Below are 21,682 nucleotides of genomic sequence, written 5' to 3'. Positions count from 1 at the left end.
GAAAACAATAATATTAATATTATTAAAAGTGATAGAATAACTATAAATAGGGTATTTATAAATATAATAAATTTAATCATTATATATATAAAATAATAGAATTATTTTTATTTATTATTAATATTTCTGTTATTTTCTAATATATTTTATTTATATTTATATAAGATTATGATTTTTTATTTACTATTTTCTTATTAAAAAAGATTTTTTTAAGCTCAAGAAGAGTTTTGGGATTAAACAAGTGCAATACTTGGATTTAGACTAAGGCATCAATGATACAATTCTTTTAGTTTTATGATTAGGGTGCATGAATGGTGATTACTTTTTTGTTTTATGTTGGGATTATTGCTGAAGCTATGAGTGGCGCAGTGGCAGCAGGTCGGTATCGGGTGGATTTATTTGGAGCTTTTTTTATTGCTTTTGCTACTGCACTAGGAGGGGGGAGTATTCGTGATATTATGTTAGATCACCATCCACTTCTTTGGATTGAAAATCCTCACTATGTGTATGTCGTTGCGATTTCTGCTTTTGTAGCAACACGTTTAGCTTTCTATATTGATAAACTTGAGAGGTTTTTTCTTACTCTTGATGCTTTGGGATTGGCAGTTTTTAGCACGCTTGGAGCCAAGATTGCGATTTCTATGGGGTATGGTTTTACAATTTCTATGATTTCAGCAATGGTTACAGGTGCATTTGGTGGAATACTCAGAGATTTATTTTGCAATACTCTGCCTTTGATTCTTAGAAAAGAACTCTATGCTGTGATTGCAATGCTATGTGGAGGGCTGTATTGGTTTTTGTATCCTTTTTTAGGAGAGGATTGGGCAACAAGTTTGGCAATTTTATGTGGTTTTATTTTGAGAATTCTTGCAATTAAATATAAAATCTCACTGCCAATTTTTGTATTTGAAAAACATCACTAGGATTAAATATGTCTTTAGCACTCAAGTATCGTCCTAAATTTTTTAGAGATCTCATTGGTCAAGAGAGCGTTTCTCAAACTCTCTCCCTAGCCCTTGATTCACAAAAAATAGGTAATGCGTATCTTTTTAGCGGTTTAAGAGGGAGCGGAAAAACAAGTTCTGCAAGAATTTTTGCACGATCTTTGCAGTGCGAGAAGGGGCCTTCAAGTGATCCTTGTGGGGAGTGTGCTAATTGTAAAGCTTCACTTGAGGGAAGACATATAGATATCATTGAAATGGATGCAGCTTCAAATCGTAGGATTGATGATATTAGAGAGCTTATTGAGCAAACTAAATACAATCCGAGTATGGGGAGATATAAAATCTTTATCATTGATGAGATTCATATGCTTACAAAAGAGGCGTTTAATGCGCTTTTAAAAACTTTAGAAGAGCCACCAGAGCGCGTAAAGTTTATTTTGGCTACTACTGATCCCTTGCTTGTACCAGCAACTATACTGAGCCGAACCCAACACTTTAGATTTAAAAAAATCTCCCACAAGCTTGTTGTCAACCATATTGCAAGTATTTTACAAAATGAGGGAATAGGCTATGATCTTGAAGCATTAGAAGTGATTGCAAGAAGTGGAGAGGGGAGCTTGAGAGATACATTAACTTTGCTTGATCAAGCTATTCTTTATGGGGGAAATTATGTAGGGACACAAAGCACAATCTCAATGCTAGGGATTATTAATCCTGAAATTTTGGAGAGCTTTTTTCTTTCAATCCTGCAAAGAAATGAGGATAAAACTCAAGAGATTGTTTCACTAATGAGAGAATATGAGTGTGAAATGATTATTGATGAGATGATGATTTTTCTTAAGGATAAAGCTTTAAGCAATCAGGAGCATTTTCCACCCTTACTGCTTAATCGTTTCTTTTTTATTCTTACTCAGGCTAAAACACTATTATCTTTAAACACTCATAGCGAATTTGTTTTACTTTTATGTATTATGAAATTTAAAGAGGCACTTAAGCTTAGAGATATTTCAAGTTATATCCAAGAGCTTGAGCAAAAGGTAAATATCCCCCCATCTTCAAGTTCTTATGAAGGTTTGCAGGACTCTAAACCTAGCTCAACCTCGCAAATGCCTCAAAATATTATCTCACAACCTGAACAAAAAGAGGAGAGCAAGCCTAGAGGAGAAAGAGAGTTTGCTTTACTTAAGCAATGCTTGTATGATCGTTCTTATACTCTTGGAGAGATTTTTGAGAAAAATTTCTTATTTTGTTCATATATTCATCATGACTTGGTTTTGCAAAGTCAAGCAGTGGGAGAGGAGAGGGAAGAGTTAGCAAAAAATTGGAAATTGATTAAAGGGATGATTAAAGAGTGCTTTGGTGAAGGGGTGAATATCATTTTTACTCAAGAAGAGAAACCTCAAATGTCTCAAGTGATAGGGGAAACTCAAGCAGTGGAGGTCATGCAAAAATCTCAAGCAGTGCAAGAATCTCAGATAATAGAAGAAACTTCAGCACTCCAAGAGTTACAAATCCAAATGCCCCAGCCAGTCTTAGAGAATGAAGAAGTGGAAGCATTGCAAACAAGAGAAGCAGTGCAGATAATGGAGGGAGTTCAGAAAGTAGGGGATGTGCAAGAAGCGACTCCGAGAATAGAAGCAGTGCAGGGAACTCAGATGCAACCCACAAAAGAGATTGAGCCCATTCAAGAATCCCAATCCCCATATAATCCTCAAAACACTCAAGAAGCTCCCCAACCTCCAAATCCATCAACCACACAGCTTAATCCTCAAGAGATTATGCAAAGAAATCAAGATCTTTTCGCCACACTTCAAGAGCATTTAGAAGTTAATCTTTCTGATGTGAAGATTATTCAACATGATTGAATTTGAGTGTGATTTAGAAGGATTGCAAGAGTTTGCAATATCTCTCTCCTCCATTTTGCCCCCTCACTGTGTCATTTTGCTTAGAGGGGATTTAGCCAGTGGAAAAACAACTTTACTCTCTACACTTTTGAAGGTTTTGGGAAGCAAGGATAATGCAACCTCTCCAACTTTTGGACTCCAACATATCTATAAGGCCTCAGATAGGCTCATTTTTCACTACGATCTTTATCGTAAGGATTTGCAAGAATGCTTGATGCTAGGGTTTTTAGAATCGTTTGAGCAAGAGGGTTGGCATTGGGTAGAGTGGGGTGAAAAGAGGTTGGAGAAACTTTTGCGTCAGAGTGGTTTTAAGGTCGTTATAATTACGATAGATAAACAAAGTCAAAGTCGAAGATATAGGGTAGAGGAATGAATATCTTAAAGGCTGTGCATTTAAGCAAGCAAATCAAATCAACACAAATTGTCACAAATGTTTCTGTTGAGGTTAAAAGTGGAGAGGTGGTCGGGCTTCTTGGGCCTAATGGAGCAGGAAAAACAACGACTTTTTATATGATTTGTGGGCTTTTGCGCCCTAGCAGTGGAGAAGTGTTTCTCAATGATGTGGATATTTCAAACTATCCCCTTCATCAACGTTCTAATATGGGGATTGGTTATCTTCCTCAAGAATCAAGTATTTTTAAAGAACTCAGTGTAGAAGAAAATCTTGCACTCTCAGCAGAAATTTCTATTAAAAAAGCAAAAGATCGTGAGAAAATGATTGAGGAAATGTTAAGTGCTTTTAATATTGAGCCTATAAGGGCTAGAAAGGGTTTAAGTCTGAGCGGGGGAGAGCGAAGAAGAGTTGAGATTGCACGAGCACTTGTGAAAAGTCCAAAATTTATCTTGCTTGATGAACCTTTTGCAGGAGTGGATCCACTGGCTGTGATTGATATTCAAAAAATTATACAAAAGCTTGTAACAATGGGAATTGGAGTCTTAATCACCGATCACAATGTGCGTGAAACTCTTTCTGTATGTGATCGTGCCTATGTCATTAAAAGCGGTTCTCTTCTTGCTCAAGGCAAGGCAAGTGAAATTTATGATAATGAACTTGTGAGAAAACATTATTTGGGTGAAAATTTTAAGGTATGAATCCAAGTATTAGGCTCTCTCCTACCCAAAGTGCCAAAACCAAACTTTCTACAACACTCAAAAGCTGGTTACCCATTTTACAAAGCAGTGGAGATGAGCTAGAAGATACTCTCAAAGAATTTATTAAAGATAATCCTTATGCAGAGATTAAAAATCACTCTGTGCAAGATTTTACTTCTAAAAGCTCTCAGAGCAAAGGAATTAAGCGATCTAAGGGTGAGCCTGAGGGGTTTGAAAATTTTTGTCTTTATGAGCAAAGTCTTTATGAAGTGCTTGCTGATCAAATTTGTCCTCCTCTTTTTCCCACCCCCCTTTCTCAAAATATTGCTCAAGAGATTATTGAGGATTTAAATGATGAGGGATATTTTGAGGGAGATTGTGAGTGTATTGCTCAAAGACTTGGTTGCACTGAGACTGAGGTAGAGAAAATTAGATTGCGTTTTGCCTATCTTGAACCTAGAGGGATAGGGGCAAGAGATGTGATTGAATCTTTTAGTTTTCAGCTTCAAGAAAGTGAACTTCAAGCAGAGGAATATGAGTTGGCAAGTGAAATTCTTAAAGATTTGCACAATCATTTTAAACACAAAAATCATGCACATTACAATAAAGTCATGAGAGTGATTAAGAGCTTTAAAAATCCTCCAGCCCTAGAGTTTGCTCCTAAAGAGCAATACATTAAGCCTGATATTTTTGTGTATTTTGAGGATAATGAAGTCAAAGTTAGGCTCAATATGGATGCAAATCCAAGCATTCAAATCCGACTAGATTCTGAACTCTCTCATATTGCCAAAGAGCAATTTGTCAAAACCAAGCTTAAAGAGGCACGTTTGCTTGTAGATGCACTTGAAATGCGACAAGCCACACTCAGAAAGATTGGTGCGATGATTTTGGAGTATCAATATGAGTTTTTTATGGGGGGAGAGATTAAACCTATGAAGCTTAAAGATTTAGCAGATGAGTTTGGTCACGCTCCTAGCACGATTTCAAGGGCGATTGCCAATAAATTTTTAGAGTGTGATCGTGGGATTTTTCCTATTAAAAGCTTTTTCTCTGCTGCTTTAGATGATGATGTGAGCAATAGCTCAATTAAGGACTTTATTCATGATTTAATCAAAAATGAAGATAGAAAGAAACCCCTGAGTGATAATAAAATTCTCCAACTCATTGAAGCTAAGTTTGGCATTAAGATTGTCCGAAGGACTATTACAAAATATAGGCAAAAGCTTAATATCGCAAGCTCAAGTGAAAGAAAAAAGCTCTATGAGATGAGTGTGTAAAAAATTTTTCAAAAGATAAGGCTATGCTAAAAATATCAAATTTATAGAAGCAATGAGGAGTGCAAATAAGAATCCCAAAGAAAAATTTTATTCCCTCCTCACTCTCCCTAACTCATCACTTTGATTGCATAGCATAAAAAGAAAGAAACTTTCTTTTTATAAATTAAGGGGAGAGCCTCGCTTCTCTTGTGCTTACATTTTAGAGAGATAAGGTACTTCTGCCTTAGAGCGTCGTTGGGGTATGGGGGAGTTTGAGGGGGAGAGGGGAGCGACCTCGCCATTGAAGCCCCCTCCCTCTCTTTCAAGAAAATAAACTTTAAAATAAAAAACTATGAAAAACATAAAAGAAATGGTAGATTAAAAAGTGTAGTCAGTCGTTTTCAAGAAAAAACTTAGAAGTAAAACTTCACTCATTCTTCTAAGAGAATCTTAAGGGGAGAGATATAGCAATTACTGGATTTATAATAAAAGAGTTTGTGAATATGATCAAAACAAAACTAGCTTTTGTAGCTAGCTTGAAATAAGAGCATAAACAAGTTTTGAGGTCGATATTGACTTTGGCGTTAATGGGAAAAATGGCTAGAGCAAAAATTGATTTTAGGAAATACCTAGAATGCGAAAAATATGAATATAAGGCAAGTCCTAGAAAAAACATAGTTAAAAAAGAAGTCACCCAATTTTGGAGTAGACACTACCATTATAATAAAACCAGAGAATTGGATAGAGCTAGCCAAGGTGGCTCTGCTTTATTTTGAATACCATTCTTGGCTAATTTGGCAGTTGCTACTATGTGGCTCAGGATTGGCTTTTTGTATCTTGATATGCATTGGCATAGGAATAAAATCGCCAAACACAAGTGCCTCTCCTGCGACAGATTGTTTGATCTTGCTTACAAAATCTTCGGAAAAATATGGAAGAACAGCATTAATATGTCGCATATCGTTTTCATTTTGGATTCTGTGGATAATGAAGTTTGCACATTGCGAGAGGACAGTTTCTGAGAGTTCTGAGGGCCTTTGAGAAGAAATGAGCAGATAAAGAGAGTATTTTCTCCCTTCTCTTGCAATTCGCTCAAATACATTGTCTTTTAGCAAGTATTTTTGATCTTTTTTGATATATCTATGAGCCTCATCTAAAACAAGATGCACAGGATTTTTACGTCGATTCCCCCCTTCTTGTTTTTTACGATACTCAAAAACCAACCTTGCAATTACGCTTGTGAGTGTTTCTAAGGTATCTTTACCTAATTCACTTGTGTCGATGATAACAAGTTGTTGTTGTTTTTCTTCTTTTTCCCAAAAATAACTAAAAAAATTATTCTTGTTTTTTATCGCTTGAAAATCCTCATAACCCCCTCTCATAAAAGCATATTCTGGATCATCGATGAAGATATCTAGTCTATTCATCATGGTTGCAACATATCCTCGAATTGATCTATTGCCCTTTGTTTCTTCCTCAGCAAGAACCATTTCAGAAGCTATTTTGAGGAAATGGTGATTGAGAAATTCTCCATTTTTCATTTTTAAATCAACTATATCTTGAAAATCTTTTTCGCCAATGGTATTGATCATAGATTGTACGGTATCTTTTATCTTATTTTGATTATCTGAATAATGCAAAGTACATTGATGATCTATTTTGTCAAGATCTTGCAAAAAACCTTCTTCTTCAAATTTTTGGCAGATTGATTTATGTATTTTGATAATTCTTTTAATATCAGATAGTAGAGAACGAGCGTTCCCTACTAATGCTGTATCAGAGTTAATTTCACATACAATATTGGCAAACAAGGAAAGAAATTTTCTTCTGAAGTACTGTATGTACTTTTGATAGTTCTCAGATGCTTCTATCTTGTAAAATCTATAAGCTTCTTGTAATACCTTTTCCCAAAATGGTTTTTGTGTAGCATCCGTAGCCATTAAAAAAGCACACCATTCATCAAGAGAAAGTAAGAAGTGTGGCATATAAAATGGTTCAACACCATTCTCACTCTCTTTAAGATTGGGTTTAAATAGTTTAACCCCCACACCTTGAGAAGCAAGCTCTGAAAATGCCTGATTGTATTCCCCATTTACATCAAATATAATAATTTTTGATTTGTTTGCTGGTCGGTCTTTTCTATAAACTTCCTGAAGCAAATGAGCAATAGTATTGGATTTACCACTTCCAGAATTGCCCAAAACAGCAGAATGAATGCCAAAAAACTTGTCTATTTGAATGGAGACAGGATGATTGATATGATTTTTACTTATGCCTAGATGAATTGATTCGCTTTTTGCTTCATCTTCTTGTGTGGACATAAGAATTTTTTCCAAATCTTTGCTAGTCAATAGGCTTACATCGCTATATAGGCTAGGATATACACCTATACCAAGAGTGAAATTTTCATTCTTATATATACCTATGGGTTTTAATAATAGTTCTCGATTGCTATTGAGATCAAAGTTTTGTTCAATATCTTGTTTATCAGAATCAAAGATTGCAATTACTTCACAAATAATTTCCTCACCTAGTGGGTTTGATGTTTTGAGATAACTTCCAATATTTCCAAAATAATATATTTCACCCTGAAGATTGAGTGCACCACCTCTAACATTGGAAAAGATTTTTACCCTAAATTGATTGAATTGAATAGATACTATTTTTCCGACAAGCATTCTTGTCCCCCCATTTCTCTTTTTAGCATTTCTAGAAATTTTTTATTGATTTTATTTTCATCATCTTGTTTTGGGTCTGGAATGAGTTCTTGTGTAAAGTAATCAAAGTAATGTATCTTTTTGCCTTCATATTCCCCATAAATGATATATATCCTCTTATCGTTGATTCTAAAGAGTGGAATCTCTTTAAGCTTATTCTTATCTGCAAAAATAACAATAGAGAGCGAATTATTGGAAGCAAGGGCTCTATAAATAATAGTATTGATATGCTCGTCGCTAAAGCTATATCCAATAATAAAGAGGACACTATTTGGGAGTGATAATTTTTTCTGAAATTCTCTAATAAGGTCGGTGTATGGGGATGTTAGACTTTTTCCTTCCTTGAGTGGTGTAGGATAAATTAAACAATTTCCGCATGACCTTTCACTTTGTGAATCAAGGTTAATCTCTTGAATATTGAAGAAAGAGTTGTGTCCTTGAGCTTCTACCCAATTGATAGAGCCATGTAACTTATAGAGATAAATCATGTGATTGAGGGGTTCATATTTTTCAATTCCCTCATCCATTTTTTTTGAGAAAACATATTCAAATCTTGCAGGATTAAAACTTCGACTTAATCCACCTCCAAATCCATTGTTATAGTCAATATTGAGATAATCTAAGACGCGCTCATTGAATAAATCATTGTTTGTAGTAAAAATATTTACTCTATTTAAATCTTTGTTGCGATAAGTAACTTTTTTGTAGAAATTTTTATAATTACAAAACACTTCTGGCTTCTTTTTGTCCTCACACTTGTTGTCAATTTTGATATTGATTGCATTAAATATGATGCTTTTAACCCTTTTAATCAATGTTTCTAAAGTCTCCAATTCTTCGTTGTCTTTATCTTGAAGATTATTTTTGAGATAGGTTTTTCCAGAATAGAGTATTTCCAAGATTTCTTCTAAGTTTTTCTTTCCAAATTTCTCAAAAATTTTTTTCTCATTCTCATCCAAATTTTTTTCTACTTCTTCCTGTAGGTCTGTCATAGTTGGGATTGCCCCATTGCTTGTGCCAGCACCAAAAAGAAAATTTAGATTTTTTACATTGAATAGATCAAGAAGGATTGTTTTTATTTTGCACACTCTTTCCTTATTCTCAGAAAGCTTTTCAAGCAGGTCTTCAGTCCCCTGAAACATTTTTGTCTCTTCGGACTCTTGTGCTTTATTATCTGTATTCATATAATCCTCCTATTTTTAAGGGTTTATTCCACCCTTGCTTGTCCATTCATCAGCATAGGCAAGAGCCAATCGCGAAGTTGGGTAAGTTTTTGGTTTTCTTGCTTTGCTTGAAGCATTTTGTCGAACATTGGCTTGATGATTTTTTGATATTCCTCAAATACTTTTTTATTGTATGGAATGCGCATATTGGTGATTGAGCCTGAGGCGTGGAGGATGTTGCTTCCTGTTGCGTATTTATGGATAAGTTGCTGAATATAGTCTGATTTAAAAATTTGATAAATGACTGAGTTATCAATCTTTTTTAATCTATCGTAAATATTTCTGATTCCCGAGCTATACCCCCCAACAAGCCCAAAATCAACCTTGCCTACACTTCCATCAAAAGATACGCAAATATCTCTTGGTTGCAAAAGAAGTTCCCCAAATAATTTTTTATCTGCATAGGTTGAGCACGTGCCATTCATATCGCCAACACGCCAAAATAAAACTCTATTTTTTCTAGATTCACTCAAATATTGTTTTGCTCCAATTTCGATTCCTTTTTCAAATTTAAATCGTTCCCAAAGGTTTAGAATATCCCAATCTATAGGGATTTCTCGTCCTAGTTCTTTACTGTATTTCATCGCTCCACCTGAAGAAGCGTAGGGTTTTCCCTCATGGTTGGGGAAGTCAAATTGCAAAAACCAATACTCATAAATCATTTTTGCCATTTCTTCAAGCTTGGAGATTATGGAGTTATTGAGTGAGATTGTTATATCTATTTTTCTAAGTTCTGTGGAGATTTTCTCTTGCTCTTCTCTTTTGGGAATGTTTATAAGAATATTATTGAGAGTATTTAATGTGAGACTTGGGACCCCAGTTCCAGAATTTAGTATTGTAAAATCTATTTGTTTTAAAGCATAGTAGAAAAATAGGGGTAGTACTTTTTCTTCGTCAATAATTGTGTAAAACATTGTGTCTGTTACCCAAAAAGGGACATCAGAAAAAAAGATATTATTAAGAGACCCCTTTCTGGGAATTAAAACAGATTCCCTATCGTAGAGAAAAGAATTTGTTTGACGAATTATTCCACCACTTCCATATACTGGAAAATATCCATATTCTAAATTTTTTGATTCCTTACCGTATTTTATTTGTGTAAAATTTTTAATTTTTAATTGCATATTTAATCCTGCAAAAGCCTTGTGTTATTTCTGTTTTAAGTTTGTCACTCTCTTGAAATAATAAATCAAGCTCTTGAGCAAAATTGTTAAGCTTGGCTTCAAATTCTTGGGGAGTGATAGGAGTGTAATCGATTTTGATTTCAAAATATTGTCCTGCGCTAAAAGAATAGCCCTTATTCTCAATATCTTGAGAACTTACAACGATAGAAAAATCCTCCACCTTTTCTTTGGAGTTAAAAGTATTGACAATTTTTTCAATATCTTCAGGTTGCAGATAGGTTCTCTGATTGCCTCCTTCTTTGCCTATGATTCCAAGCTTTGAAGCGTCCATTAGGAGGATTTCATCATTTTCTTGAGATTTGTCAAGAAAGAGAACAGAGACATTTGTTCCTGTGGTGGCAAAGACATTGGAGGGCATAGAGATAACTCCTCTAAGCATTTTGTGAGAGATGATATGCTTTCTTATCTTGAGAGGGATTCCACTTCCTGCGGTAAGGAATCCTGTGGGAACGACAATCGCTCCCTTACCTTTGGAGGAGAGAGAGTAGAGGATATGTTGGATAAACATTAGATAGATTGCCATACTCTCTTTTTTCTTGTTTGGAATATTTGGCACTCCTGCAAAAAATCTCTTTGCGTGAGCTTCTCCTGCAAGTGTGTCGCGATTGTCTGAGAAATCCATATTAAAAGGTGGATTGCTTACGATGTAGTCAAATTTGGTAAGTTCATTTTTGTCTTTGTGAAATGGGTCTGTGAGTGTGTCATCACAGATGATATTGGGGAGAGAGCCGATGAGATTGTTAAGGACAAGGTTTAGGCGTAGAAGCTCATTGGATTTTTGAGAAATATCTTGAGAGTAGAGGGTGCATTTGTCCTCTCCGATTTGATGGGCGAGAGCAAGAAGCAGTGTGCCTGTCCCTGCTGAGGGGTCATAGATCTTGACATTTTTATCTCCATTTGGAACAAGGATACGAGCAATGATGGTCGCTATCGTGTGAGGAGTGTAATACTCAGCATATTTTCCGCTATCTTTGTTATAGTCTTTAATAAGGTATTCAAAGATGGTAGAGAAGAAATCGTATTTTTCGCTAAAGGCAGATTCAAAGCTAAAAGATGCGATTTTATCAATCAAAGCTTTAGCAAAAAGAGGTTTTTTCTCTGTGTCAATGATATGGGGGGAGATAGGGTCAAAGAGCTTGATTTTTGTCCCTTTGCCTGTTTGTCCTGAGAATATATCGAGATTTTCATCTGCTATTTCTGTAAGAGCTTTGTCAAGCGTGAGATGAAAGTCCTCAGTATTTTGCTCATTATAGAGAGTGGAGATGAGATATTTTCTGTCAATTTTTGCAGAATCTACACATAAATCTTCTTTGATGTCCTCAAATTCTTTTTCGCTCATTTCTTTGAGCTTTTCTTCAAGTTCAGAGAAGCTGAGTGAGGCAAGTGAGGGATTTTCTCTCCTCACTTCATAGAGGAATTTATCATTGAGAAATTTATAGAGGAAAATTTCTGTGATGATTTTGTACTCACTTCCAGCATTTCCTAGTCCATACAATGTGCAGACATTTTTGATATTGTCAATCATTTTTTGGGTTTGGGTGATGAGCTCCATTAGCTAAAATTCCTTTCGTTTTGATATTCTTTAGCAACAAGTGAGGCGATATTTTGTCTTTGTTCGCGTTCTAGTTGAGGGACACAAGTTTTGACAATATCTCTGATATACCCCTCAAAGCGTTTTTCATTATCAATTTGTGCATAGTTGTTTAGAAGTGTATCATCGAGTTTGTGCTTTATCTCTAGCAAGAAGTGATTGATTTGGGTATTTGCAAGATTAAGTTGTGAGTAGACTTGCTTGTGAATTCTCATAAATTTATTATCCCCCTCATATTGGTTGGCAATCCTTTGATTAGACTTATTAAGAGCTTGGATGCTGTTGTAGAGTTCTGTGAGCTTGATCGTATTTTCTTCTATTTCGCTAGAGGTAAGCTCCTCGATATTTTTCTTGGCAAGGATTCTTTGTAGTTCTTCTTTGAGCGTGAGAAATTTTGGATCTTTGATATCCTGAGTCTTAGCTAGTTCTTTTTGTGTTTTGATGAGTTGCTCACGGAATTTATCAGCAATCGCAAGTTCGTGTTCACCAATTTTTTTGAAATCAAACTTGATATCTTCAAGTGCTAGAGAGAGAATGGCATCCATATCTTGAGCATTTTGAAGGACTTCTTTGTCCCTTAAGGCCTGAATCTGTGCATTAGCAATAGAAAGAAGATGATGGATTTTCTCCAAATCAAAGAGGTTAGCCAACTCTTGATATTCGTGAAGCTTAGCAATATTGTGGAGTTCTTGGTAGAGTTGCAGGGCTCTACGGATAGTTTGAAGCTCTTGTTTATCATCAATTGTTGCAAGTTCTTTAGAAAATTCTTCTGCATTTTTGACATTGAATCCAAAAAGTATATCTTTGATATTTGCAAGGTCTTTTTGGATTTCATCTTGGGTTTTGAAAATACCTCTATATTCTTCAAAAGCATCTCCAAGTTCGGCTTGAAGCTCATTGAAATAGGCTTGATTGGTTTTATCAAACTCCTTTTTGATGTCGGCAAAATCGATGATGTAGCCAAAGCGGAAGTCTTTATAGGGACGATTAACACGAGTGAGGGTCTGCAAAAGTGAATGGTCTTTTATCACGCGTCCTAGATAGAGACGTTTGAGTCTTGGAGCATCAAATCCTGTAAGAAGCATATTGTAGACGATAAGGAAGTCAATCTCTCCATTTTTGAAAGCGTTTTGCCATTGCTTTTTCTCCTCATTTGTTCCTATGGAGTTATCAGAAAGGATGAGAGCTGAACTAAACTCATTTGACTTCATTTCTTCATAGATCGCCCTAGCTTGTTCAGAAGAGGCACATACAATCATCCCTCCAATATCTCCTTGGAATCTATGAGCTTTAAAATCCTCAGTGATATAGGCTACAAGCTTTTTGACATAACTAGGATGAGAGAGGATGAGTTTGGTATCAATAGCTCCCTGCTGGACTTCTAGCTCTTGGAGTGTGGCTCGTAGAGATTCTTTGTAGGTGGTGAGAATGTCCTCACGGATAAGTCGTAGGGTGTAGTGGTCGGCAATGGATTGGTTATAGTAGTATTTGTGAATATAATTTCCAAAAATCTCTTTGCTATCAAATTTGGTATTTTGGCGATTGCCTTCTTCATCAAAAACTGCGCCAATAAGGGGAGTTCCTGTCAGTGCAATTTTTATGGAGTTTGGATCAGCAGTGAATAGGTTTGCAAGAAATGATCCTGATGGGTTGTAGCTCCTATGAGCTTCATCGATGAAAAAGATTCTTTGGATATTGATCCCATAATCAGGAAGCTTGGCTATGGAATCTTGAGAGAATTTGTGGATATTGACTACTACAATGCCATCTTTTCCGCTATTTGATTGAGAGGTGCTTTTTATGCACTCCATAAACTCATCTTTGCTTCCAATCAGTCTGACTTCAAGTCCTCTAGAGCGAAACTCATCTGCAGATTGATTAGCAAGGTCTAAGCGATCAACAATGAAGAAAAATTGAGTGATTTGTCCTTTTGCTTGGAAATAGTCTTTAAGAAAGCGTGTATTGTAATAAGCTAGAGCCGTTTTTCCACTTCCTTGAGTATGCCAAATAATCCCTTTATTCCCACCATTTTCTAGCATATCTCTGATAGCAAGTGTGGCAAAGAATTGAGGATAACGCATAATGTGTTTTTCTAGTTTTCTTACTCCTGTATCAAGAGTCTTGAAAACATAGGCAATTCCATATTTGAGGAGTGTTTTAAAACGCTCTTTGCTAAAGAGTGAGGTAATGATAGCGTTTGTAGGTGTGCTTGGAGAAATATTTGTCGCATACTCAGGAGAGTTTTTGAGTGAAGGAGTATTTGTATCTTTGAAAATAAAATCTTGGATTTGCTCGTTTATTGGAGCAATGCAAAGCTCATCATGCCTCTCTTCTTTGAAACGATTGAGAAAAAGTGTTTTTTCTGCTGTGGTAGCGTAGAATGAGCCTTGAAATGGGAGATTTTCTTCGTCATCATAGGGAAGGTTGTTGGAGAAAATCATAATTTGAAACATATTGAGGAAAGAGCGGAAGTTTTTGTTGCTAAGACGATAGTTCATTCGCTTATCCTCTGCTTGAACTCCATTTTTATTGTGAGGTTTCTTGACTTCTATAAAAGCTAGGGGGATTCCATTAATGAGGATTGTAATGTCTGGGCGAAACTCATCACCATTGTGAATACAAGATAGTTCTGTAACGACTTGATAGGTATTTTTATCGTTTTGAGAGAAATCTATAAGCTTTTTCCCTTCAAGATTTTTGATAATGGCGTTGTAGAAATCTATTCCAAGATCTGAGCTGAGAGTTGCTTTGATTTTGTTGATAAGGCTTTTTGTCTCATCAATACTAATTTCCTCATCATTAATTGCATTAAGAGAGGCGTGAAAAGTAGGGATATGAATATTTGTTTCTTTATCAAATTCTGATTCTTTGTTTTTGATAGAAAAATAGGTGTATCCCAATCTTGTGAAATGCACAAGTGCAGGAATTTTTACACGCGTATCTTCGTTGTATTTCATCAATATTCTCCATAGGCAAACACTATTTCTGCGTTAATAAAGTAAAAAATTCTGATTAAATAGCAAAATGCTTTAATTTTATCAAAGAGCCCCTGATAAATCAAGCAAAAGCAAGGAGAGAAAAATGACTTCGTTTCAAGATTTTACCTTTCTACACAAAGCCTCCACAATGCAAAGAGCTTTGCTAATCTCACTTCAAAAAGAAGTAGAGAAATTTTGCAACTTTTCTCCAAAAGAGTGCAAAACACGTATCACTATCAAAGGAAGTGGTAGAGGCAATATTTGTGTCTATGAGTTAAAGAAAGCAATTAAAGGGATTAAAATCTTTTTCAATCTTTATAAAAGTGAATTTTTTGATTGAAACTAGATCAAGCAAAGTTCTAAGATTTAGCAGAATGTGGGAAGAGCAAGATGTTTTAGATTTTTTAAGTGCTAAAACTCCTTAAAGAATCCCCTAACCCCCAATCCTCAACCATTGCAAAATTGCCTCCTTAACTTCTTGGGGGTGCAGAGGTGGGCAAACATTTTGAGGTTTTTTAAAAAGCTCGGCAATCATTGGGGGGATAGAGAGATTATAATGCTTTGCAATCCACTCTAATGCCTCTTTATCTCCCATTTTCTCCCCACTGAGTGCATAAACAATGGTGGGGCTAAATTTACTCCACTCTGCAGTTGAGCAGATGATTTTTTTGCCTTGAATGCTTTTTGCAAGATGGTAGGCATTTGCAGTGTGGGGATCAATAATTCTTCCTAAATCACTTGCTTCTTTAATGCTCTCTAAGCATTGCTCATCTGTGCAAAAATCTGCCTCAAAATGCTCTTGAAGTCTTTGAAGCTCAGAGTTTGTGAGCTTGTAGCAAAGTTTGCTATCAAGTTGGCTCATTAATTCTCTAGTTCGGGCATCTCCAAAGAGTGTATAGAGCACACGTTCAACATTTGAGCTTTTTAAAATATCCATAGCAGGGGAGTGGCTAGGGAGTAGTTGGCGATGAGAGATATCATAGACTCCCGTATTGATAAAATCTGTAAGAATATTATTTGCATTGCTTGCGATGATGATTTTCTCAAAAGGGATTCCCATAAGTTTTGCATAAAAAGCCCCGAGTGCATTTCCAAAATTTCCACTAGGGATAACAATCTTAATCTTCTCTCCTAGAGTAATTTCCCCCATTCTTACAAGGCGGAGATAAGCCCAAATATGATAGATGATTTGAAAAGCAATGCGACCAAAATTCACAGAATTAGCTGCTGAGATATGAATACCATAAGAGCAGAGGAGCGCACTAAAATCTTCATCACTTAAAAGTTTTTTAAGCGTTGCTTGAGCATCATCAAAATTTCCTTTAATAGGAATGACTTTAAGATTTTTTGCAGTTTGAGTGTTCATCTGCAATCTTTGCACATCACTTGTTCCCTTCTCTGGATACAGACAAACAACTTGGATATTTTTTTTATCTTTAAAGCTCTCCAAAGTCGCTGGGCCTGTATCTCCGCTTGTGGCTGAGAGAATAAGATAGCGATCCTTTGAAGCAAAGCATGAAAAGAGTTTGCCCAAAGGTTGCAGTGCCATATCTTTAAATGCCCTTGATGGACCATGATAGAGCTCTTGGATATAGAAATCTTTTTTGAAGATTTGAAGTGGGGCAGGATCATTTGCATCATCAAAGCTCTCATAGCTTTTGAGGGCATCACTGAGTTCATTGCACTTTAGGCCAAGGAGTGAGAAAATCTCTTGCGTAAGCTCATTATAACTTAGAGAGAGGAGGGTAGATAGACAGGGTAGAGTGGGGAGGGATTTGAGGGTATGAAGTCCCCCATAGTTTGATTTAGGGTGAAGAACACTCTCTTTAAGAGTGAGAGTATGGGGATATTCTCCCCCACGTGTTGGAGCAAAAGTTTGCATTTTATTTCCTTATTGACAACTTACACACTCGACACTTCTATCCATAATCTGCTCCTGTGCATCAGGGCTTTGGCTTCTAAGATAATAAGTTGATTTTAATCCAAGTTTCCATGCAAGCATATAAATATCATTGAGAAGCTTTCCACTTGCCCGATCAAGACGCATGAAGATATTGACACTTTGTCCTTGATCCACCCATTTTTGACGCACTGCAGCGGCACGAATGAGATCTGTTTGATCCAAATCATAAGCACTCACATAATAATTCCAAGTCTCAAGCGTGAGGTTGGGGACAACAACTGGAATAAGTCCTGAGAGATTTTCTTCAAACCATTTTCGCTTATAAACAGGTTCAATGGTTTGAGTTGTTCCTACAAGAATAGAAATTGAGCTTGTGGGAGCAATGGCCATTAAATAACCATTTCTCATTCCTTGAGCCTTGACCTTCTCCCTTAAAGTATTCCAATCATAAGTCATTCCAAAGAGTCCACCCCGATCAACAAGCTTGAGTGCTTCTTTGCTGGCAACATCAATAGGGAAAATCCCCTTACTCCAATTTGATCCTTCAAATTGAGGATAGATTCCCTTCTCTTTTGCCAAATCTGAACTCGCAGAAATTGCATTAAAACTAATCATCTCCATAATCTCATCAATTCTTTCTAAATGCTCATTACTTCCCCAAGTGATATTTTCTCTTGCAAGCATTTCAGCCTCACCCATTACACCTAAACCAATAGCACGATTTTGCATATTGGTTACTCGCACTTTTCTATTTGGGTAAAAATTCAGATCAATCACATTGTCTAAGATTCGAATAGCAACGGGTAAAACACGTTCAATATCTTCTTTTGTATTGATTTTGCTTAGATTAATACTTGCAAGATTGCATACTGCAGTTAAGCCACCTTGTTGAATCTTTTGAGCGATGAAAATCTTTTTACCTTTTAGAGAATCAATGCTTGTGAGTTTGTTGGCTTTTTTGCTAATTCCCGCATCTGTAGTAATTTCTTCATGTTCCTCAAATAGCTCTTTACTTCCATCCTCAAATTCAATTTCTACAAGATATTGGCTTGGATGGGTGTTTTGAAAAATTTCTGTGCAAAGGTTTGAGCTTCTAATGATTCCAGCGTGAGCATTGGGATTTGCACGATTGGCATTATCTTTAAAGGCCAAGAAAGGAAGTCCTGATTCAAAATAATTTGTAAGAATTTTTTTCCAAAGTTCTTTGGCAGAAATATGCTCTTTGATGATATGAGGATTGTTTTCATACTCAATATACTTTGCTTCAAATTCCTCTCCATAAAGCTCTGTGAGTTCTTTGCATTCATAAGGATCAAAAAGTGTCCATTGCGCATTTTCTTCTACTCTTTTCATAAAGAGATCACAAATCCATACAGCTGGGAAGAGATCGTGAGTTCTTCTTCTCTCCTCACCACTATTTTTTCTTAAATCAATAAAATCAGTAATATCTGTATGCCAGACTTCAAGATAGGTTGCAATTGCGCCTTTTCGAGTCCCAAGTTGATCGACTGCAATGGCTACATCATTAGCAATTTTTAAGAAGGGGACAACTCCACCCGCTGCATTTTTGTGTCCATCAATAAAGCTTCCCAATCCTCGCACCTTGCTAAAGTCCCAGCCAATCCCCCCACCATACTTGCTCAGCAGTGCCATTTCTTTATAAGCATCAAAAATTCCCTCAATATTATCAGGTGTGCTTCCAATATAACAAGAGCTAAGTTGATGGCGGGTGGTTCGACCATTGGCTAAAGTTGGAGTAGCTGTGACAACTTCAAACTTTGAGATAACATCATAAAATTTCACTGCCCATTCATTGGGTTCTTTTTCATTTTGTGCCATAAACATTGCAAGAGCCATAAACATTTGTTGAGGCAACTCAATGGGAGCATTATTTCTATCTTTGATTAAATAGCGATCATAAAGAGTTTTAATCCCTAAATAATTAAATTGCAAATCGCGTTTTGGATCAATTTTTTCATTGAGATATTCAAGATCAAATTTTTCTTTAAACCCTTTAAGGATTTTCCCCTCAGCCTCACCTTTTGCAAAATACTCTTTTAAGTGCTTATATCCTGTAAATCCGCTGACTTTGTGATAGAGATCATAAAGGAAGAGACGTGCAGCCACAAAAGTCCAATTTGGAGTATCCACATCGATTTTATCTACTGCAGTTTTAATGAGAGTTTGCTGGATTTCTTCAGTGGTAATGAGATCTTTAAAATGAAGTTTTGCATCCACTTCTAGCTCACTTTGGCTTACCCCTTCCAAATTCGCCACAGCATCGGCTGTGTATTTTTGAATTTTACTGATATCTAATGCTTCTATTCTTCCACTTCTTTTTACAACTCTTAACATTTTCCTTCCTTTAATCTCTAAAATTTACTAATTCTTCTAAGGGTTTGCGATATTTTGGTTTTTGCTCTTGAATGCGATAACCAAAAGTGAGCACTAAGGCAATACGCTCTTTTTGGATCTCTATCTCAAAGAAGTTTTCTAATTTTTCTACTTCAAAGCCTTCAATATAACAAGAATCAATCCCCATAAAAGCAGCACAATTAACCATTGAGCTAGCAACAAGATAGGCTTGTTTTTTGCTCCAAGATTCATAATCTTTTCTTTCTTTGAAATTTTCTTCTTGAAAATTTTTGAGACGATTAAGATAGCGCTCATCCAAGCCTCTTTCTTGCATACTATTTTGAATATAAGCTGATGGAGCAATAATATCTTGCAGCAAAGAAGTTAAAACCACAACTTCTGAACAGGTGGAGAATTGCTTTTGATTCCAACAAAGTGGCATCATTGCCTCTTTGAGCTTTTGGTTTGAAATAACAATCATTCTTGTATGTTCTAAACCAAAAGAGCTAGGAGTAAGCCTTCCAGCTTCCAAAATTTCTAATAATTGCTCTCTTGGGATTTTTTTATTCTCATCAAAAATCTTACAAGCATGAGCAAAACGCATTGCCTCCAAAAACTTATTCATTCTCTGCCTTTGTTATTTTTTTGCCATTCTTTTACGTTGAGTGGGATCAAGATATTTTTTTCTAATTCTAATATTTTGGGGTGTGATTTCTAAAATTTCATCATCTTCAATCCATTCTAATGCTCTCTCAAGTGTGAGTTCTTTTGGTGGAACAAGCTTGATTGCATCATCGCTTCCACTTGCTCTCATATTTGTAAGATGCTTAGATTTAATAGGATTGACATCTAAATCATTGTCACGACTATGCTCACCAATCACCATTCCTACATATACTTTTGTTTGTGGATGAATAAAAAGCACCCCCCTCTCTTGGATATTAAAGAGTGAAAATGCTGTTGCTTCACCATTTTCCATAGAAATCAGGGCACCATTGCTTCTACTCTCTACATTTCCACTAAAGGGACGAAATTCAAGAAAAGAATGATTCATCACTCCCTCTCCTTTTGTGTCTGTTAAAAACTCACTGCGATAACCAATAAGCCCACATGCTGGAATTTCAAACTCAAGGCGAGTGTATCCCTCACCCATTGGATTCATTGCTTTCATCTCAGCTTTTTTTCTTCCAAGTTTTTCAATAATCACACCACTAAAATCTTGAGGAACATCAATGACAAGATGCTCAAATGGCTCCATTTTTACACCATTTTCTTCTTTGATAATCACTTCAGGACGAGAGATAGAAAACTCAAATCCTTCTCTTCGTAAATTTTCTGCCAAAATTGTGATTTGAAGCTCACCTCGACCACTGACTTTAAATTTTCCTTCCCCCATTTCCTCACATCGCATTGCGATATTGGTTTGCATTTCTTTCAGTAATCTGTCTTTGATTTTGTTGGCTGTAACATGCTTGCCTTCTGTTCCTGCAAGAGGAGAATCATTGACTGCAAAATAAACACTCATTGTTGGTTCTTCAAGATGCATTGGATCGAGTGGCATAGGGTTATTGGGATCAACTAAGGAATCTCCAACATCCACAGCATTAAATCCAGCAATGGCCACAATATCTCCTGCCTCTGCACTTTCAATTTCAGTTCTTGCAAGTCCTAAAAAGCCAATAAGTTTGGTAATTCTTCCGCTCTCTTTGCTTCCATCGCTTTTAGCAAGCATAACATTCTCACCCTTTTTCACTTTCCCATTAAATACCCTTGCAATACCAATTTTTCCTACATAATTGTCATAATCAAGAGTAAAGACTTGCATTTGAAGTGGATTTTCGCTTGAGCCTTCAGGAGAGGGAACATGCTCTAAAATTGCTTCAAAGAGAGGTTCAAGATTTTGTCTTTCATCGCTAAGATTTTTGATTGCATATCCATCACGCGCTGCTGCATAAATCACTGGGAAGTCAAGCTGGGCATCATTAGCTTCCATTGCAACAAAGAGATCAAATACTTCATCCACAACTCTATCAGGCTCAGCTGCAGGTTTATCAATCTTATTGACTACAACAATAGGGCGAATTCCAAAGCTTAGAGCTTTTTTGACAACAAATTTTGTTTGTGGCATTACTCCTTCTTGTGCATCCACAAGCAACAATACACCATCAACCATTTTTAATACTCGTTCAACCTCTCCACCAAAATCAGCATGCCCTGGGGTGTCAATAATATTAATTTTTGTCCCCTTATAGTTGATAGCTGTATTTTTTGAGAGAATGGTAATCCCTCGCTCGCGCTCTAAATCATTACTGTCCATCACTCTCTCATCAACTTGTTCGTGAGAGCTAAAAGTTCCTGACTGGCTCAAAAGACCATCAACAAGAGTTGTCTTCCCATGATCTACGTGTGCAATTACTGCGATATTTCTGATATTTTGCATAATTCTCCGATATAAAAATTTGAGGTATTTTTTTAAAAAATAGACGCAAATTCTAACCAACAAAAATATGAAATTCAAGACAATTTTTTATATTT

General features: G+C 36.1%; 15 protein-coding genes. 6 read left to right on the top strand and 9 right to left on the bottom strand.

Annotated features, from left to right (window positions below):
* Positions 1 to 311: 311 nt before the first annotated feature.
* From CQA62_RS04005 to CQA62_RS03985, 5 genes are read left to right on the top strand one after another with little or no spacing between them, the layout of a single operon-like run.
* Positions 312 to 923 (top strand): trimeric intracellular cation channel family protein, encoded by a 612-nt coding sequence (locus CQA62_RS04005; RefSeq protein WP_104725150.1) that lies wholly within the window; start codon positions 312 to 314, stop codon positions 921 to 923.
* Positions 924 to 931: 8 nt separating this feature from the next.
* Complete coding sequence (locus CQA62_RS04000; RefSeq protein WP_104725149.1) at positions 932 to 2,809, top strand: DNA polymerase III subunit gamma/tau; 1,878 nt, start codon at positions 932 to 934, stop codon at positions 2,807 to 2,809.
* The gene (gene tsaE / locus CQA62_RS03995) at positions 2,802 to 3,221 is read left to right on the top strand and encodes a tRNA (adenosine(37)-N6)-threonylcarbamoyltransferase complex ATPase subunit type 1 TsaE (RefSeq protein ID WP_104725148.1); all 420 of its coding nucleotides are present in this window, start codon (positions 2,802 to 2,804) and stop codon (positions 3,219 to 3,221) included. Before CQA62_RS04000 ends, tsaE begins: the two co-directional genes overlap by 8 nt.
* The gene (lptB, locus tag CQA62_RS03990) at positions 3,218 to 3,940 is read left to right on the top strand and encodes an LPS export ABC transporter ATP-binding protein (protein ID WP_104725147.1); all 723 of its coding nucleotides are present in this window, start codon (positions 3,218 to 3,220) and stop codon (positions 3,938 to 3,940) included. Before tsaE ends, lptB begins: the two co-directional genes overlap by 4 nt.
* On the top strand, positions 3,937 to 5,217 hold the full coding sequence (locus CQA62_RS03985) for an RNA polymerase factor sigma-54 (protein ID WP_104725146.1): 1,281 nt from the start codon (positions 3,937 to 3,939) through the stop codon (positions 5,215 to 5,217). The genes lptB and CQA62_RS03985 overlap by 4 nt, the downstream gene beginning before the upstream one ends.
* Positions 5,218 to 5,963: 746 nt before the next feature.
* Here CQA62_RS03985 and CQA62_RS03975 read toward each other — a convergent pair.
* From CQA62_RS03975 to CQA62_RS03955, 5 genes are read right to left on the bottom strand one after another with little or no spacing between them, the layout of a single operon-like run.
* The gene (locus tag CQA62_RS03975; RefSeq protein ID WP_104725144.1) at positions 5,964 to 7,874 is read right to left on the bottom strand and encodes an ATP-binding protein; all 1,911 of its coding nucleotides are present in this window, start codon (positions 7,872 to 7,874) and stop codon (positions 5,964 to 5,966) included.
* Positions 7,856 to 9,097: an SIR2 family protein gene (locus tag CQA62_RS03970; protein WP_104725143.1), complete on the bottom strand. Its 1,242-nt coding sequence runs from the start codon at positions 9,095 to 9,097 to the stop codon at positions 7,856 to 7,858. Before CQA62_RS03970 ends, CQA62_RS03975 begins: the two co-directional genes overlap by 19 nt.
* Before the next feature lie 23 nt (positions 9,098 to 9,120).
* Positions 9,121 to 10,260: a restriction endonuclease subunit S gene (locus CQA62_RS03965; protein ID WP_104725142.1), complete on the bottom strand. Its 1,140-nt coding sequence runs from the start codon at positions 10,258 to 10,260 to the stop codon at positions 9,121 to 9,123.
* Positions 10,244 to 11,872: an HsdM family class I SAM-dependent methyltransferase gene (locus CQA62_RS03960; RefSeq protein WP_104725141.1), complete on the bottom strand. Its 1,629-nt coding sequence runs from the start codon at positions 11,870 to 11,872 to the stop codon at positions 10,244 to 10,246. The genes CQA62_RS03965 and CQA62_RS03960 overlap by 17 nt, the downstream gene beginning before the upstream one ends.
* Positions 11,872 to 14,868 (bottom strand): type I restriction endonuclease subunit R, encoded by a 2,997-nt coding sequence (locus tag CQA62_RS03955; protein ID WP_104725140.1) that lies wholly within the window; start codon positions 14,866 to 14,868, stop codon positions 11,872 to 11,874. The genes CQA62_RS03960 and CQA62_RS03955 overlap by 1 nt, the downstream gene beginning before the upstream one ends.
* A 124-nt stretch (positions 14,869 to 14,992) precedes the next feature.
* Between CQA62_RS03955 and CQA62_RS03950 the strand changes: the two genes are divergently transcribed.
* Entirely contained in the window at positions 14,993 to 15,229 is a 237-nt protein-coding gene (locus CQA62_RS03950) for a hypothetical protein (RefSeq protein ID WP_104725139.1), read from the top strand.
* Positions 15,230 to 15,322: 93 nt separating this feature from the next.
* Here CQA62_RS03950 and thrC read toward each other — a convergent pair whose 3' ends face one another.
* Genes thrC through typA form a run of 4 tightly spaced genes read right to left on the bottom strand, consistent with a single transcriptional unit; the run spans position 15,323 to position 21,587 of the window.
* Positions 15,323 to 16,771: a threonine synthase gene (thrC, locus tag CQA62_RS03945; protein ID WP_104725138.1), complete on the bottom strand. Its 1,449-nt coding sequence runs from the start codon at positions 16,769 to 16,771 to the stop codon at positions 15,323 to 15,325.
* A 9-nt stretch (positions 16,772 to 16,780) separates the two neighbouring features.
* Positions 16,781 to 19,147, bottom strand: a complete 2,367-nt coding sequence (locus CQA62_RS03940; RefSeq protein WP_104725137.1) for a ribonucleoside-diphosphate reductase subunit alpha — start codon at positions 19,145 to 19,147, stop codon at positions 16,781 to 16,783.
* A gap of 10 nt (positions 19,148 to 19,157) precedes the next feature.
* Complete coding sequence (locus CQA62_RS03935; RefSeq protein WP_104725136.1) at positions 19,158 to 19,772, bottom strand: NAD(P)H-dependent oxidoreductase; 615 nt, start codon at positions 19,770 to 19,772, stop codon at positions 19,158 to 19,160.
* Positions 19,773 to 19,784: 12 nt separating this feature from the next.
* On the bottom strand, positions 19,785 to 21,587 hold the full coding sequence (gene typA, locus CQA62_RS03930; protein WP_115585118.1) for a translational GTPase TypA: 1,803 nt from the start codon (positions 21,585 to 21,587) through the stop codon (positions 19,785 to 19,787).
* Positions 21,588 to 21,682: the final 95 nt, after the last annotated feature.

Origin of the sequence: Helicobacter cholecystus (assembly GCF_003364215.1) — a bacterium.
Taxonomy (GTDB): Bacteria; Campylobacterota; Campylobacteria; order Campylobacterales; family Helicobacteraceae; genus Helicobacter_G; species Helicobacter_G cholecystus.
Note: the sequence above shows the minus strand (reverse complement) of the source record. Positions and strands in the feature narration are given on the sequence as shown.